Source organism: Rhizobacter sp. SG703 (assembly GCF_012275445.1).
GTDB lineage: Bacteria > Pseudomonadota > Gammaproteobacteria > Burkholderiales > Burkholderiaceae_C > Rhizobacter.
Window position 1 is genome coordinate 83287 of the sequence record NZ_JAAZQK010000015.1, and the last position, 14983, is coordinate 98269.

At 65.6% G+C, this 14983-nt stretch carries 13 protein-coding genes; 4 read left to right on the forward strand and 9 right to left on the reverse strand.

The annotated features are described in order from the left end of the window. Position 1: 1 nt before the first annotated feature. The 3 genes from FHT26_RS26580 (at position 2) to FHT26_RS26590 (ending at position 5186) form a co-directional block, all read left to right on the forward strand. The gene (locus tag FHT26_RS26580; RefSeq protein ID WP_168563101.1) at positions 2–1795 is read left to right on the forward strand and encodes an ATP-binding response regulator; all 1794 of its coding nucleotides are present in this window, start codon (positions 2–4) and stop codon (positions 1793–1795) included. A gap of 185 nt (positions 1796–1980) precedes the next feature. Next, complete coding sequence (locus FHT26_RS26585; protein ID WP_168563102.1) at positions 1981–3858, forward strand: hypothetical protein; 1878 nt, start codon at positions 1981–1983, stop codon at positions 3856–3858. 245 nt (positions 3859–4103) lie between these two features. Then, positions 4104–5186: a TRAP transporter substrate-binding protein gene (locus tag FHT26_RS26590; RefSeq protein WP_168563103.1), complete on the forward strand. Its 1083-nt coding sequence runs from the start codon at positions 4104–4106 to the stop codon at positions 5184–5186. A gap of 18 nt (positions 5187–5204) precedes the next feature. Here FHT26_RS26590 and FHT26_RS26595 read toward each other — a convergent pair whose 3' ends face one another. The 8 genes from FHT26_RS26595 to FHT26_RS26630 all read right to left on the reverse strand — a co-directional run bounded on the left by FHT26_RS26595 (position 5205) and on the right by FHT26_RS26630 (position 12322). Beyond that, a complete protein-coding gene (locus FHT26_RS26595; protein WP_168563104.1) occupies positions 5205–6965 on the reverse strand; it encodes a TRAP transporter large permease in 1761 nt (586 codons plus the stop codon). Further along, positions 6965–7606 carry a TRAP transporter small permease subunit gene (locus tag FHT26_RS26600; protein WP_168563105.1) on the reverse strand — a complete coding sequence of 214 codons (642 nt, stop codon included), beginning with the start codon at positions 7604–7606 and terminating at the stop codon, positions 6965–6967. Before FHT26_RS26600 ends, FHT26_RS26595 begins: the two co-directional genes overlap by 1 nt. Positions 7607–7692: 86 nt before the next feature. After that, positions 7693–8346, reverse strand: coding sequence for a response regulator transcription factor (locus FHT26_RS26605; RefSeq protein WP_168563106.1), 654 nt, complete (start codon positions 8344–8346; stop codon positions 7693–7695). Continuing rightward, positions 8343–9713 (reverse strand): cache domain-containing protein, encoded by a 1371-nt coding sequence (locus FHT26_RS26610; protein ID WP_168563107.1) that lies wholly within the window; start codon positions 9711–9713, stop codon positions 8343–8345. The genes FHT26_RS26605 and FHT26_RS26610 overlap by 4 nt, the downstream gene beginning before the upstream one ends. 23 nt (positions 9714–9736) lie before the next feature. Then, the gene (locus FHT26_RS26615; protein ID WP_168563108.1) at positions 9737–10084 is read right to left on the reverse strand and encodes a protein tyrosine phosphatase family protein; all 348 of its coding nucleotides are present in this window, start codon (positions 10082–10084) and stop codon (positions 9737–9739) included. A gap of 31 nt (positions 10085–10115) precedes the next feature. Beyond that, the gene (locus FHT26_RS26620) at positions 10116–10562 is read right to left on the reverse strand and encodes a GatB/YqeY domain-containing protein (protein ID WP_168563109.1); all 447 of its coding nucleotides are present in this window, start codon (positions 10560–10562) and stop codon (positions 10116–10118) included. Between the two features lie 112 nt (positions 10563–10674). Then, positions 10675–10887: a 30S ribosomal protein S21 gene (gene rpsU, locus FHT26_RS26625; RefSeq protein ID WP_047503026.1), complete on the reverse strand. Its 213-nt coding sequence runs from the start codon at positions 10885–10887 to the stop codon at positions 10675–10677. A gap of 199 nt (positions 10888–11086) precedes the next feature. Beyond that, entirely contained in the window at positions 11087–12322 is a 1236-nt protein-coding gene (locus tag FHT26_RS26630) for a BaiN/RdsA family NAD(P)/FAD-dependent oxidoreductase (protein WP_168563110.1), read from the reverse strand. A gap of 108 nt (positions 12323–12430) precedes the next feature. Between FHT26_RS26630 and FHT26_RS26635 the strand changes: the two genes are divergently transcribed. After that, on the forward strand, positions 12431–13579 hold the full coding sequence (locus FHT26_RS26635) for an MFS transporter (protein WP_168563111.1): 1149 nt from the start codon (positions 12431–12433) through the stop codon (positions 13577–13579). Positions 13580–13831: 252 nt separating this feature from the next. Here the strand turns inward: FHT26_RS26635 and FHT26_RS26640 are convergent, their stop codons facing one another. Next, positions 13832–14962 carry a sterol desaturase family protein gene (locus tag FHT26_RS26640; RefSeq protein WP_168563112.1) on the reverse strand — a complete coding sequence of 377 codons (1131 nt, stop codon included), beginning with the start codon at positions 14960–14962 and terminating at the stop codon, positions 13832–13834. Positions 14963–14983: the final 21 nt, after the last annotated feature.

Below are 14983 nucleotides of genomic sequence, written 5' to 3' on the forward strand. Positions count from 1 at the left end.
CATGTCGGCCCCGGCATCGCCGCGCGAGCTGACCGAAGTCGAGCGCATCCACGGGCTGTATTCGTACGTGCCGACCACGCTGGCCGGCAACGCGGCCGGCGCGTCGGTGATGGCGCTGCTGTTCTGGGACCACGCGCCGCGCTGGCTGCTGGGCGGCTGGATGCTGATGTTCTGGGGGCTGTGGCTGTTCCGGCTGTGGGCGCTGGGCGCCTTCCGCGGCCGCAACGTGCAGACGGTGGCCGACGCACAGCCGTGGTTTCGCATCTGGGTCGGCGCGACGATGGGCTCGGGCGTGGTCTGGGGCTCGGCCGCATGGCTGTTCTACGGCCACGGCGGCACCACCGAGCGCATCGGGCTGCTGCTCACCGTGTACAGCTTCTGCGTGGCCGGCATGCCGATCCTCGCGCCGATGCGCAAGGTCTACAACACCTTCGCGCTGCTGTGCTTTGCGCCCACCGTGCTGCGCGTGGGGCTGCCGGGCGGCTTCGACGACCTGGTGCTGGCGGGGGTGCTGCTGACCATCGTCGCGATGACGACGCTGCTCGCGAGCGACTACCGGCTCAACTACGAGAACCTGCTGAAGCTGAAGCTGCGCGCCGATGAACTGAGCGCGCAGCTGCGGGCCGAGAAGGCGGCCGCCGATGCAGCGCGCCAGCAGGCCGAGGTGGCCAACCGCTCGAAGACGCAGTTCTTCGCGGCCGCGAGCCACGACCTGCGGCAGCCGCTGCATGCGATGGGCTTGTTTGCCGAGGCGCTGCGCCAGCGCAGCCATGACGAAGAGGTGATCCACCTCGTCAACAGCATCAACGGCTCGGTCGACGCGCTGGAAGGGCTGTTCTCGGAGCTGCTCGACATCACCAAGATCGACACCGGCGGCGTCGAGACGCAGGCCGAGCATTTCAACGTCGGTGCGATGTTCGGGCGGCTGAAGCTGCACTTCGAGCCGACGGCGTTCGAGAAGGGGCTGGGGCTGCGCTTTCGCGGCGGCGCGCACAACGCTTTTGCCGACCCGGTGCTGGCCGAGCGCATCCTGCGCAACCTGGTGTCGAACGCGATCCGCTACACGCAGGACGGCACGGTGCTGGTGAGCTGCCGCAAGCGCGGCGGGCGGCTGCTGCTGCAGGTGTGGGACACCGGCGTCGGCATCCGCGAGCGCGAGCAGGAGCGCATCTTCGAGGAGTTCTACCAGGTGCCGCAGGGCGATGCGCTGGCGCCGCACCAGCGCAAGGGGCTGGGACTGGGGCTGGCGATCGTCAAGCGGCTCGCGGGGCTGATGGAGGCGCCGCTGTCGCTGCGCTCGCGGCCGGGGCACGGCACGGTGTTCTCGCTGGAGCTGCCGCCCGGCAAGGCGCCGCGCGTGGCGGCGGCTTCATTCGGCAGCAAGGCGCCGATCGGGCTGACGCTGGACCGGCGTCGCATCGTGATCGTCGAGGACGAACCGGCGGTGCGCGACGGGCTGGAGGTGCTGCTGAAGGGCTGGGGCGCGAGCGTGCGCAGCTTCGAGACGGTGGCGGCCTGCCGGGCCTGGGCGCAGAGCGACGACGCCGGCCATGAGGTGCCGGACCTGCTGATCGTCGACTACCGGCTGGAGCACGGCCACACCGGGCTGGAGGCGATCCAGGCGCTGCGCGAGCGCTTCGGGCCGGGCGTGCCGGCCATCATGGTGAGCGGCAGCACGATGACCAACCATGAGGTCGAGGCCCAGCTGCACAACTTCCACCTGCTGGTGAAGCCGGTGGTGCCGAACAAGTTGCGGGCGATGATCAGTTTCAAGCTGGGGGTGCGCGGGGGATGAGGCGGGACCCGAGGCGCGAGCGACGCACCTGAGAGTGCGAATCGGCCGGACGGGGTGAAGCTGTTTGTCCCGGCTTGGAACTTGGAAAGCGGATCGGTCACACAGGGGGAGCGCCTGCTTGTGAGTGGTCTGTGTGTGATTGCTGCATGGCGAGGCATCGTTTTATTGCGCTCTGGAGCAAGTTCATGACAATCAGCACCACTACATCCCCCCGTCCGGCAGTTCAGACGGAGAACACTCACGATGCAACAGCGCCGCAAGTGTCCGTGGTACCCGTGAATACAAAGATTGCCGAACAGCGCACACGTGCGGGCCGATACGTGGAACGGCCGCTTAAATATATGGATGAATCATCGGGAAAAGTTTCGGTTCGAAGATGGCACACCTCAGATCGCAGTGATGCGCTGACATTGGCGAGCGAATTTGTGGATCAAGCGATCGTTGGATTGAGTGCACTTGACTTTTCTATGTATGACGAGGCAGCTCTTAAACTCGTCATTGAGGGTAGCTATCTCGCACTTTCCGAGCAGATGCACGCCATTAAATATAAGCCGAATGACAGCAGAGGAAAATCGGAATTCAATGATGAATTCTTGCGGTTTGAGAAGAGTGCAAATAAGGCCATGGAGCAAGGAGAACCTTCCGATTATGAAGAAGCATTGCATAGACTCTACGCATATTTGGCTCATGAGAATTCAGGAGGCAGTCGTTTCGATATCGATGGCGATACTGAAATTGATGACCTGCTTTCTGAAATTGACAATGCCAAATCTGGTGGGGTCCCTGGGTCGGTTCTCCAAGAAGCCGGGCCTGCTTATGGGACGCCGGCTGAGGTATTTCATGACCCGAGCGCTGCTCGCAAGGCGGCGATTCCAAATGAAATTTTAGGATCCGCGCAGTTTAAATGGCCTCTTGCGCCAAGCGAAGAAAATAACTCTGCGGGCATTTATGATTTTCCTAAGAAAGGACCCTCCGAGGAGGATCTGGAGACGATCGATGAATTAATTGATAGCCTTAAGTCCGTGAAAAAGTCGCAGCACTCAATTCATGAAACTGAGGCGAATCCAACGGAGCACGATGTTCGCCCAAATATCGGCCGGAGCAAATCTCGTTTGCTAGATGGGAATGGCAAAAAGAAAAATGATGGGAAGTCGCGCCGCAGGCGTGATGGAGATACTCAAAGAAGTGAAGCGGCAAAGTCCCCGCACACGACCGAGAGAGAAGCCAAGCCCTCAGGACCGCCGGACAGTAAAGTTCCGACTCGCGAATCCGCGAAGACCAAAGATCTGCAAGAGCTGCTTGCGGACCAGGCATTGCGTGAGGCGAAAGCTACGAAATCAAAAGTCAAGGCGACGAGGTCAAATTACAAGCGTGTGTTGGCTCAGACGGCTTCAAGAAAATTTACCACGGGCTCCAAGACTGAATTGGTCAAGCATGCTGCGTCTTCGCTGAAGACCCTGCAAAAAGACCCGAATGCATGGTTTTATCCGGATACACAGCTGAACTATCTCGCAACCATGGATAACGTCTTTGATTGCTGGATAAACTTGACGGAGAAGGAGGAGGCTAAATCATCTTTGACAAGGATGAAGGAGGCTTTCATTGAAAGATCTTTGCCACTTCTTGCGGAAAATAAATTCTCAGAGTTCTCCAGTCTATTCCGGCGAGAACTCATGTTAATGATGGATGATTTTGGTTATGGCGGGGAATTTGTGAGGGTGCTTGATCGAAAGCGTGGTGTTCTTGCTAGTAGTCACGTGACGAAGAAGGATTTCGCAAAAGAAATTAAGGTGATCGCAGACGAAATGCATGGTAGAATTAATCTGAGTGGAAAATATATTTCAAACGAGCTCTCGATGGCGGTGTCGAGGGGTGGAAAATCGGATATTCTGACGATGTATGATCGAATTTTTGATAATTCGAATGGACAACGGAGAATCCAAGTTGGTGAACTTCGCAAGCAGTTCTTTGAGTTTTCCAACATGTGTCTTTTGAAGAGTGACCACGCCGGCTTCAGTAGTTTGTGTCAAAAGCATGCAATTGCTGTTAATAAAATCATCTGATGTCGATTTTAAAGCCATGAAGCATGAGTTTATGGAGGGATTCTTCGGATTCCATTGCTCTCTGATCGGCTGAGTTGGCGCAACGCTGGCCATAAGCGGTCCGAGTTACGGGAAAGCCTGCGGGACGGAGCTTCATATTCGGGGCCCTTGTTATACGGGGCTTTCCCCAACGGGGAAAATCCGTGCCTGCCTCCGTCGCGGTTCCGTGAAAAATCTCCTCGCCCCATCACCCCGAGGAGAGAGACATGGAACGCCGCAGCTTCATCACCCGCACCGGCCTGGCCGGCGTGCTCGCCGCCACCAGCGCTCCGGCCATCGTCCACGCGCAGACGGCCCTGCGCTGGCGCCTTGCCTCCAGCTTCCCCAAATCCCTCGACACGATCTTCGGCGCCGCCGAGGTGTTCGCCAAGAAGGTCGGCGAGCTGTCGGGCGGCAAGTTCCAGATCTCGGTGCACGCGGCCGGCGAGATCATGCCGGCCTTCGGCGTCGTCGACGCGGTGCAGAACGCGACCGTCGAGATCGCGCACACCGCGCCGTACTACTTCTTCGGCAAGGACGAAACCTTCGCGCTCGGCTGCGCGATCCCGTTCGGGTTGAACTCGCGGCAGATGACGGCGTGGATGGTCGAAGGCAACGGCCTGAAGCTGATGCGCGAGTTCTATCACCAGTACAACATCGTCAACTTCCCCGGTGGCAACACCGGCGCGCAGATGGGCGGCTGGTTCCGCAAGGAGATCAAGTCGCTGGCCGACATGAAGGGCCTGAAGATGCGCATCGGCGGCTTCGGCGGCCGGGTGCTCGAACGCATCGGCGCCGTGCCGCAGAACATCCCCGGCGGCGACATCTACCCCGCGCTCGAGAAGGGCACGATCGACGCCGCCGAATGGGTCGGCCCGTACGACGACCAGAAGCTCGGCTTCAACAAGGTCGCTCCCAACTACTGCTATCCCGGCTGGTGGGAAGGCGGCCCGCAGCTCGACTTCTTCATCAACACCAAGGCCTATGACGCGCTGACGCCGGAGTACAAGGCGGTGGTCGAGGCCGCCGCCGCGGTGGCCCACACCGACATGCAGGCCAAGTACGACTACCGCAACCCGGCCGCGCTGAAGCAGCTGGTCGGCAGCGGCACGCGGCTGTTTCGCTTCCCGAAGGAGGTGATGGAAGCCGCCTTCAAGGCCTCGCAGGAAATGTATGCCGAGCTGTCTTCCAAGAACGCGAACTGGAAGAAGGTCTACGAGGATTACGCCAGGGTGCGGGCCGACCAGAACCTGTGGTTCCGCTTCGCCGAGGCGGCGTTCGACGACTTCATGCAGGCGCAGAAGCTGTAGCCCGACTCGCCTCCTCGGCTACTTCTTGCCGGCCTCCTGCTGCAGTGCGCGCTCGACGGCCTTCATCTGCTCGTCGTCGGCACTCGACTTGGAGGACGACGACGAAGCAGGCGCCTGTTCGGCCGGCTGCGGCATCAGCCCGTCCATCGACGGCGCCGGCTTGTCCTGGCGGTCCTGCTGCAGCTGCTGCATGATCTCGTCGTTGTTCAGCTTGTTCTCCTTGCCGAGCCCGCTGGACACCAGGCCGGGGAACGCGATCACCAGCCCGACCATCACGATCTGGATCAGCACGAACGGGATCGCGCCGCGGTAGATCTGCCCGGTCGTCACCTTCGCGACCGGCGCCTTCGTCACCTTGTCGGTGTAGTCGTCGACCGGCGCGACGCTGCGCAGGTAGAACAGCGCGAAGCCGAACGGCGGGTGCATGAACGAGGTCTGCATGTTCACCGCCAGCAGCACGCCGAACCACACCAGGTCGATGCCCAGCGTGTGCGCCACCGGCCCGATCAGCGGGATGATGATGAACGACAGCTCGAAGAAGTCGAGGAAGAACGCCAGCACGAACACCAGGATGTTCACGACGATCAGGAAGCCGAGCTGGCCGCCAGGCAGGCTGGTCAGCAGGTGCTCGACCCACTTCGGGCCGTCCACGCCCTGGAACGACAGGCTGAACACGGTGGAGCCGACCAGGATGAACAGCACGAAGCACGACAGCTTCATCGTGGTGTCCATCGCCTGGCGCAGCAGGCTCAGGTTCAGGCGCCCGCGCGCGAGCGCCATCACCAGCGCGCCAGTCGCACCCATCGCGCCGCCCTCGGTCGGCGTGGCCACGCCGAGGAAGATGGTACCCAGCACCAGGAAGATCAGCGCCAGCGGCGGAATCAGCACGAAGGTCACGCGCTCGGCCATCTTCGACAGCAGGTTCAGCTTCGTCACGCGGTTGATCACCGCCAGCAGGAACGCAAAGCCGACGCCGACGCACATCGACGTGACGATCAGCTCGTCGGTCGGCGTGGTGTCGGGCCGCGTGCGGGCGAAGACCCAGGCCGAGGCGACCGACAGCGCGACCACCACGCCCAGCGAGCGCAGCCCGCTCGAACCGTCGGGCTCGCGGATCGTGCGCGCTTCCTTCGGCAATGCCGGTGCCCAGTGCGGGCGCAACACGGTCACGCCGACGATGTAGAGCACGTACAGGCCGGTCAGCACGAAGCCGGGGATGAAGGCGCCCTTGTACAGGTCGCCGACGCTCTGGCCCAGCTGGTCGGCCATGATGATCAGCACCAGCGACGGCGGGATGATCTGCGCGAGCGTGCCCGAGGCCGCGATCACGCCCGATGCGACGCGCCGGTCGTAGCCGTAGCGCAGCATGATCGGCAGCGAGATCAGGCCCATCGAGATCACCGACGCGGCCACCACGCCGGTGGTCGCGGCCAGCATCGCGCCGACCAGGATCACCGCGAACGCGAGGCCGCCGCGGATCGGGCCGAACAGCTGGCCGATGGTGTCGAGCAGGTCCTCGGCCATGCCCGAGCGTTCGAGCAGCAGCCCCATGAAGGTGAAGAACGGCACCGCGAGCAGCGTGTCGTTCTGCATGATGCCGAACATGCGCAGCGGCAGCGCCTGCATCAGCGCCGACGGCAGCAGCCCGAGCTCGATGCCGATGAAGCCGAACAGCAGCCCGCAGGCCGCCAGCGAGAACGCGACCGAGTAGCCGAACAGCAGGAACACGATCAGGCTGCCGAACATGATCGGCGCCATGTTGGCGGAGATGAACTCCATCATTTCGTGCTCCCTTGCGCGCTCTTCCGGGTGTTCTCGAGGGCCGCCTTCTCGCGCACGGCCACTTCTTGCTGGCGCAGGAACTCGGCGAGCTCCTCTTCGGCCGATTTGCCGCCGCCCTTCTTCATCGGGTCGGGTACCAGGCCCTTCAGGAAGGCCACGCGCTTGATCAGTTCGGACACGCCCTGCAGGCCGAGCAGCGCCAACCCGATCGGCAGCAGCGCCCAGGCGGGCCACAGCACCAGCCCGCCGGCATTGCCCGACACCTCGCCGCTGTTGAACTTGCCGATCACCACCGGCCACACCAGCCGGGTCGCGACGATCACGAAGGGCAGCAGGAAGGCGCAGATGCCGACGATGTCGATCCATATCTGCGTGCGCTTCGAGAAGCGGCTGGAGACGACGTCGATGCGCACATGCTCCTGGCGCAGCAGCGTGTAGCCGGCCGCCAGCAGGAACACCGCGGCGAACAGGTACCACTGGATCTCGAGGTAGGCGTTCGAGCTGACGTTGAAGGCCTTGCGGACGATGGCATTGCCGGCGCTGATCAGAACGGCGGCGAGCACCAGCCATGCGAGCCACTTTCCGACGAACTCGTTCAGCCGGTCGATCAGGCGTGAAAAGGACAAGAGGGGTTGCACGGTGTCTCCAGGACGGGTTCTTTTGGCAGGGTGGAATCAGACCCGAACCCGGCGGCGCGGGCAACGGGTCAAACAGCTAAGTGAAACTACGCGGCGGGCGAGGCTTCGCCGAAATCGCGGCAGTGCTCGACCGCGTACTTGATGAGCTCGGCCTGGCCTTCCAGGTTCAGTTTGCGCTTGATGTTCTGGCGGTGCGATTCGACGGTGCGCACGCTCAGGTTCAGGTCCTGCGCGATCTGCTTGCTGGAGCGGCCCTTGGCCAGGCACGCGAGGATCTCGCTCTCGCGCAGCGACATCACCGGCCGCGGTGTCTGCGCCCGCATCAGCCGGCCCGAGATCGCCGCGCTGAGGAAGGTCTCGCCGGCCTGCACCGCGGCGATCGCGTCGATGATGTCGGTCGACGGCGCGTCCTTCAGCACGTAGCCGCGCGCGCCGGCCTGCATCGCGCGGTTCACGTACTCGGGGTTGTCGTACATGCTGAGCACCAGCACGCGCAGCGCCGGCCGTTCGGCGAGCAGGCGGCGCGTCAGCTCGATGCCGTTGACGTCCTTCATGCCGATGTCCATCAGCACCAGGTCGACCTCGTGCGCGGCCAGCTGCGCGAAGGCCTCGGCCGCATCGCCGGCCTCGCCGACCACGTCGACGCCGGCCACGGTGCACAGCCGTGCCTTCAGCCCTTCGCGCACCAGCGGGTGGTCGTCGACGATCAGCAGGCGGGTGACGATGGCGGCGGCGGTCATGGGGCGGTGGCCGCGAAGCGGCGCAACGCCGCGGCAGGTACGTCGGCGACGACCTCGGTGCGGCCGGCGCGCGACAGCACCTTCAGGTTGCCGCCGATCGACGCCAGGCGCTCGCGCATGTTGCGCAGCCCGATGCCGCGCCGCGGGTGTTGCTGCATCGCGCCGACATCGAAGCCGCGGCCGTCGTCGATCACGCGCAGCCGCACGCCGCCGGCGCCGAAGGCCAGCCGCAGCGCGACGCGCGATGCGGCCGCGTGCTTGTCGATGTTGTTCAGCGCTTCCTGCGTCACGCGGAACAGCACGGTGTTGATCTCGTCGGGCAGGCCCTCGGGCGGCTCGCCGCGCACCCGCACCTGCAGCGGCAGCCGGCGCTGCTCGCCGAATTCTTCGCCGAGGTGGGCGAGGGCGGCCGGCAGGCCCAGCACGTCGAGCTCGGCCGGGCGCAGCCGGTGCGAGATCTCGCGCACCTCGCCGAGCGCGCCGTTCAGCCGCACCAGCGCCTTGGTCAGCGTGGCCGGCGCGCCGGCCCCGAGCTGCGCGACCGACGACTCCATCAGCAGCTTGATCGACACCAGCGTCTGGCTGGTGCTGTCGTGCAGCTCGCGCGACAGGTAGGCGCGTTCGTCTTCCTGCGAGCGCACGACCTGGCGCGCCAGCAGCCGCAGCTTGGCATCGGCGATGCGCTGTTCGCTGACGTTGAGCGCGAGCCCGCAGCCGCCGATCAGCACGATGCCCAGCAGCGCGATGCCGGCGATCCACCACATCGTGTCGGCGATGTTGGCGGTGACCTGCTGGTCGAGCTGCTTCATCGTCGCCTGCACGTCGTCGAGGTACAGCCCGGTGCCGAACATCCAGTTCCAGCGCGGCAGCGCGACCACGTAGCCGAGCTTCGGCGTGATCTGCCCGGTCGACGGCTTGCGCCACAGGTATTCGACGAAGCCGCCGCCTTCGCGCGCCTGCGCGATCAGTCGCTGGATCACCGGCTCGCCGTTGGCGTCGCGCATGTCCCACATGTCCTGGCCGACCAGCTCGGGCTGGCGCGGGTGCATCAGGTTCTTGCCGGCGAGGTCGTAGAGGAAGAAGTAGCCGTCGCTGCCGTAGTCGAGCGACGCGAGGCGGCGGATCGCCTGCTCCTTGGTCGCGTCGTCGTCGCGGCCGGAGGTGTACAGCGGCGCAATCGTGCTCTGCGCGAGATCGACGTAGTGGCGCAGCTCGTTCTGCTTCGAGGCCATCGTCGCGGCCTCGACGACGGCGCGCTCGCGGGCGGCGAGGTCGTTCTCCTTCTGGCGCACCGCGAACGCGATCAGCAGCAGCGATGCGATCAGCGGGATCACCGCCAGCAGGAAGACCTTCAGCCTCAGGCGCATGGACGGCCGCCGCGCTTCGCGGGTCAAGCCGCGTCGACGGCGGCGCGGTAGAGCTTGCCGGAGCGGGTGCCGCTGCGGCAGAACGCGAGGATCGGCTTCGGCAGCGTGGCCAGCAGCTCGCCGAAGCGGGCGATCTGCTCGGGCGTCTGCAGCGCCGGCGAGACCGGCAGGTGTGCATACTGCAGGCCGGCCGCGCGCGCGGCCGCTTCGATCATCGCGCTGGTCGGCTGGTCCGGGCCGCCTTCGAAGTCGGGGCGGTTGTTGATGATGCTCTTGAAGCCCTGCTGCGCGGCCCAGGCCATGGCGGCCGGTTCGAGCTGGGGCGCGACGCAGACGTCGGCGCTGAGCGGCTGGACGACGGGATCGGTCATGGGCGTGCCCCGGTGTGGAGGTGATGCAAGGTCAGCGGCTGAGCGCCTGCTTGACCGCGGCGGACACCAGGCCCATGTCGGCCTTGCCGGCCAGGCGGGTCTTCGCCGCGCCCATCACCTTGCCCATGTCGCCGGGGCCGCTGGCGCCCAGTTCGGCGACGATCCTGCCGACCTCGGCCGCCACTTCGTCGGCGGACAGGCGCTGCGGCAGGTAGCCTTCGAGCACCGCCAGCTCGGCGGTTTCCTTGTCGACCAGGTCGGTGCGGTTCGCGGCGGCGAACTGCGTGATCGAATCCTTGCGCTGCTTGATCAGCTTGTCGACGATCGCGATGACCGCGGCGTCGTCGAGCACGATGCGCTCGTCGACCTCTTTCTGCTTCAGCGCCGCGAGCAGGCCGCGGATCGTCAGCAGGCGGGCGGCGTCCTTCGCACGCATCGCGGTCTTCATGTCTTCGGTGATCTGGTCTTTCAGGCTCATCGCAGGGTCTCGTGAGGAAGGGGAGGGCAGAAACGACAAAGCCCGCTTGCGGCGGGCTTTGGGGAGTCTGGCTTCCAGGGCGCCCGGTGTTCAGGCCGGCAGCGCCGAAGAATCAGTACAGGCGCTTCGGCAGCTGCATGCTGCGAATGCGCTTGAAGTGGCGCTTGACGGCCGCAGCCTTCTTGCGCTTGCGCTCGGCGGTCGGCTTTTCGTAGAACTCGCGGGCGCGCAGGTCGGTCAGCAGGCCCAGCTTTTCAATGGTGCGCTTGAAGCGGCGCAGAGCCACGTCGAACGGCTCGTTTTCTTTGACGCGAATCGAAGTCATAGATCCAGAAGTTTTTGCGCTCGGTGTCTTGCTCGTCGCTTCCTTGGTCGTTCGCCCGGGCTCTCAGGAAGGAGGTTCCGGAATCCAGCCTGGGGCATGGACGAAGATGGCAGGTGCGAATATTGAACGAGATCGCGGCGCGGGTTTGCCAGCAAAGACCGCGATTATAGCCATAGTTCCCAGTCGCGCAAGCGGGGTGTCAGTGGCCGCTTTCAACGGGCTGCAGGCTGTCGCGGCTGTCGGTCATGGCCGTGGCGCAGGCCGCGGCGCTGGCCCAGGCCCACTGGAAGTTGTAGCCGCCGAGCCAGCCGGTCACGTCGACCACCTCGCCGATGAAGTGCAGGCCGGGCATGCGGCGGCTCTCCAGGCTTTGCGAGCTCAGTTCGCGGGTGTCGACGCCGCCGGCCGTGACCTCCGCCTTGCGGTAGCCCTCGGTGCCGTCGGGCGTCAGCTGCCAGCCTTGCAGGCCGGCGGCGAGCTGCTGCAGGTCGCGGTCCTTCAGGTCGGCCACCGGGCGATCCGACAGGCCCGGGCGGGCCTGCAGCCAGGCGGCCGCCAGCCGAGCCGGCAGCAATGTCGCCAGTTCGTTGCCCAGTTGCTTGCGCGAACCGGCCTTGGCGTGCAGGAATTCCGCCGCCAGGTCGCGGTCGGGCGCCAGGTCGAGCTGCAGCGGCGTGCCGGGCTTCCAGAAGCTGGAGATCTGCAGCACGCCCGGGCCGCTGAGCCCGCGGTGCGTGAACAGCAGGTCTTCGACGAAGCGGGCCCGCGCGCGGCCGGTGCCGGTGCCGATCGCCACCGGCAGCGATAGCCCCGCCAGCTCGACGAACGGCGCCCAATCGGCGGTCGCGAAGGTCAGCGGCACCAGCGCGGGCCGGGTGTCGACCAGCTTGTGGCCGAACTGCTTGGCGACGCGGTAGCCGAAATCGCTGGCGCCGATCTTCGGGATCGACAGCCCGCCGGTCGCGATCACGACCCGCTTGCAACGCACCGTGCCGTTCGCGGTGTCGAGCTCGAAGCGCCCGGCCTCGCCGCGCACCGCGCCGACCGCGCAGGGCTGCCAGCGCGTGACCCGGCCCTGCTCGCATTCGCGCAGCAGCATCGCGATGATGTCTTCGGCCGAGTCGTCGCAGAACAGCTGGCCCTTGTGCTTCTCGTGCCAAGCGATGCGGTGGCGCTGCACCAGGCCGATGAAGTCCTGCGGCGTGTAGCGGGCCAGCGCGGAGCGGCAGAAGTTCGGGTTTTCCGACAGGAAGTTGGCCGGTCCGGCATCGCGGTTCGTGAAATTGCAGCGCCCGCCGCCGGAGATGCGGACCTTCTCGGCCACCTTGGCGGCGTGGTCGACCAGCAGCACCCGGGCGCCCCGTTGGCCGGCGATCCCCGCACAGAACAGCCCGGCGGCCCCGGCGCCGATCACCACCACGTCGTACGAATGCATCGCGGGATTATCCGGGCAGCGCAATCTGTGACAGGTGAGGGCGTCGTCGCTTCCTAGAATCGGCCGCTTTCCGTGCCCGCAACCGTTTGCTCCTCGCATCCAACCGCCATGACCCCTGACCCGACCACCATCAGCCGCGCCACCTGGGCCGTGCGCCTGCAGTTCTTCGTGGCGGGCGTGCTGTTCGCGAGCTTCGGCGTGCACGTGCCGACGATCAAGCAGCACTACGCGATCGGCGAGCAGGCGCTGGCGATCGCGATGCTGGCCGCCGGCGTCGGTGCGGTCGCGACGCTGACGCAGGCCGGCCGCTGGGTCGGCCGGCTGGGCGCGCGGCGGGCGGCGCTGCTGTCGGGCGGCGCGACCGCGCTGTGCCTGGCGCTGCTGCTGTCGTCGCAGGCCTACGCGGGGCTGCTGGCGGTGATGGTGGTGTTCGGTGTCGGCACCAGCCTGTTCGACGTGTCGATCAACGCGGCGGCGGGCGAGCTGGAGCAGCGCGCCGGGCGCAGCCTGATGAGCGGCTTCCATGGCATGTTCAGCCTGGGCGGCATGGTCGGCGCGGGCTTGGGCAGCCTGCTGCTGTCGCACGACGTTTCCGGCGCGACGCACCTGGTGGCAATGGCGCTGCTCGGCGCGGCGGCGATCGGCGGGGCGGGCGCGGCGATGCTGCGCACGATCGCCGGGTCCGACGACAAGGGCGGGTTCGAACTGCCGCGCGGGCTGCTGGCGCTGCTCGGCGTGCTGGGCGCGCTGGGGCTGATCGCCGAGGGCGCGATGTACGACTGGAGCGTGCTGTACATGAAGCAGGAACTGGCCAGCGAGGCGAGCTTCGCGGCGCTGGCGTATGCGAGCTTCAGTGCCGCGATGGCGGCGGCGCGCTTCGGCGGCGACTGGATCCGCGAGCGGGTGTCGCCGGCCGTGCTGATGAGCGGCAGCGCGGCGCTGGCGGCGGCGTCGATGGCGGCGGTGCTGCTGATCGGGCACCCGGTGGTGGCGCTGGTCGGCTTCGCGCTGGTCGGGCTCGGGTTCGCGAACGTGGTGCCGGTGCTGTTCAGCGCGGCCGCGAAGGTGGACGCGAACCCGGCGCACGGCATCGCGGTCGTCGCGTCGGTCGGCTACCTCGGGATGATGGCCGGCCCGCCGCTGATCGGCATCATTGCCGAGCACGCCTCGCTGACGCTCGGTCTCGCGACGGTGTCGCTGTTCGCGGGGATTCTGGCCGCGGCCGCGCCGCGAGCGCTGCGGCCTGCGACGGCTTGACGGAAAACCGTTCGCCCTGAGCTTGTCGAAGGGCCTGTTCACATCGAACCAGGGCTTCGACAAGCTCAGCCCGACCCTTCGACAAGCTCAGGGCGAACGGTAAAGAGGCCGCTTCACGGCGAACGGTAAAGAGGCCGCTTCATGGCGAACGGTGAAAAGCCGCTTTAGCGCGAACAGGGGAAAGCCGTTCGCCCTGAGCAGGGACCGAGCTTGTCGAGGGCCCGTGTCGAAGGGTGGGTGCCGGAGCGCTCATCATCCCTTCCAGACAAACGGGAATCTGAGCTGCTTGAAGAACCCGTTCGGCACGTAGTCCCCCACCACCCCGTACTGCTGCGGCCACTTCCGGTCCGACTTCACCGCGGTGCCGAACAGGTAGTCGATGAACGCGAAATGCGCCGCGTAGTTCTTGTCGATCGCCTCGTCGTCCTGCGAGTGGTGCCAGTGGTGGAAGTTCGGCGTCACGATCAGGTAGCGCAGCGGGCCGAGCCGCACGCTGACGTTGGCGTGGTTGAACACCGCCTGGAAGCCGACCACCACGATGTACGCATCGATCACCTCCTTGCTGAAGCCCAGCACGTAGATCGGCGCCAGCACCAGCGTGCGAGTGATCAGCAGCTCGAGGATGTGCTGGCGCGAGCCGGCCAGCCAGTCCATGCTCTTCACGCTGTGGTGCACCGCATGCAGGCGCCACAGCAGCGGCACCTCGTGGTAGCCGCGGTGCGTCCAGTACTGCACCAGGTCGGCCACCAGCACGATCAGGAACAGCGCGACCCAGAAGTTCAGGTTCGCGACCCAGCCGCGGATGCCGTCGTTCGCGGCCCAGCCGAAGAACTTGTGCACCAGCAGGTTGGTCGCCAGCAGCACGAAACCCACCACCATGTGGTTCACGATGAAGTGGTGGAAATCGGTCTGCCATTCGGCGCGGAACACCGGCTGCTCGCGGCGCAGCGCGAACAGCTTCTCGATGAACACGAAGATCAGCGTCGAACCCAGCAGGTCGAGGATGAACCAGTCGAGGCCGATGTACGGCGTGTTGTCGGCGAAGTCGTTGACCGGCACCTTGTGGCCGCCCCAGGCCAGCGTGGCCGCCACCAGCACGAACGATGCGAAGGCCAGCCAGCGCGAGCGCCCGCGGATGATGTTGAACAGCGACAGCGAGCCGGCGATCACCAGCGCGACCAGCATCACCTGCCGGATCACGCTCACGTCGTACGACTGGCGCAGCTGCGGCGTGGTCAGGTACTGCGGGAAGTGGAACGCGATCACGCCGAGGAAGCACAGGATGGCCAGCCCCAGCGAGATCACGCCGGTCACCATGCCATGGCCGCGCTGCAGCGGGCCGTGCGACGCCGTCAGGCGGTTCAGTTTGTCGATCTCGAGCATCAGGTCCTCACTCCGCCCACG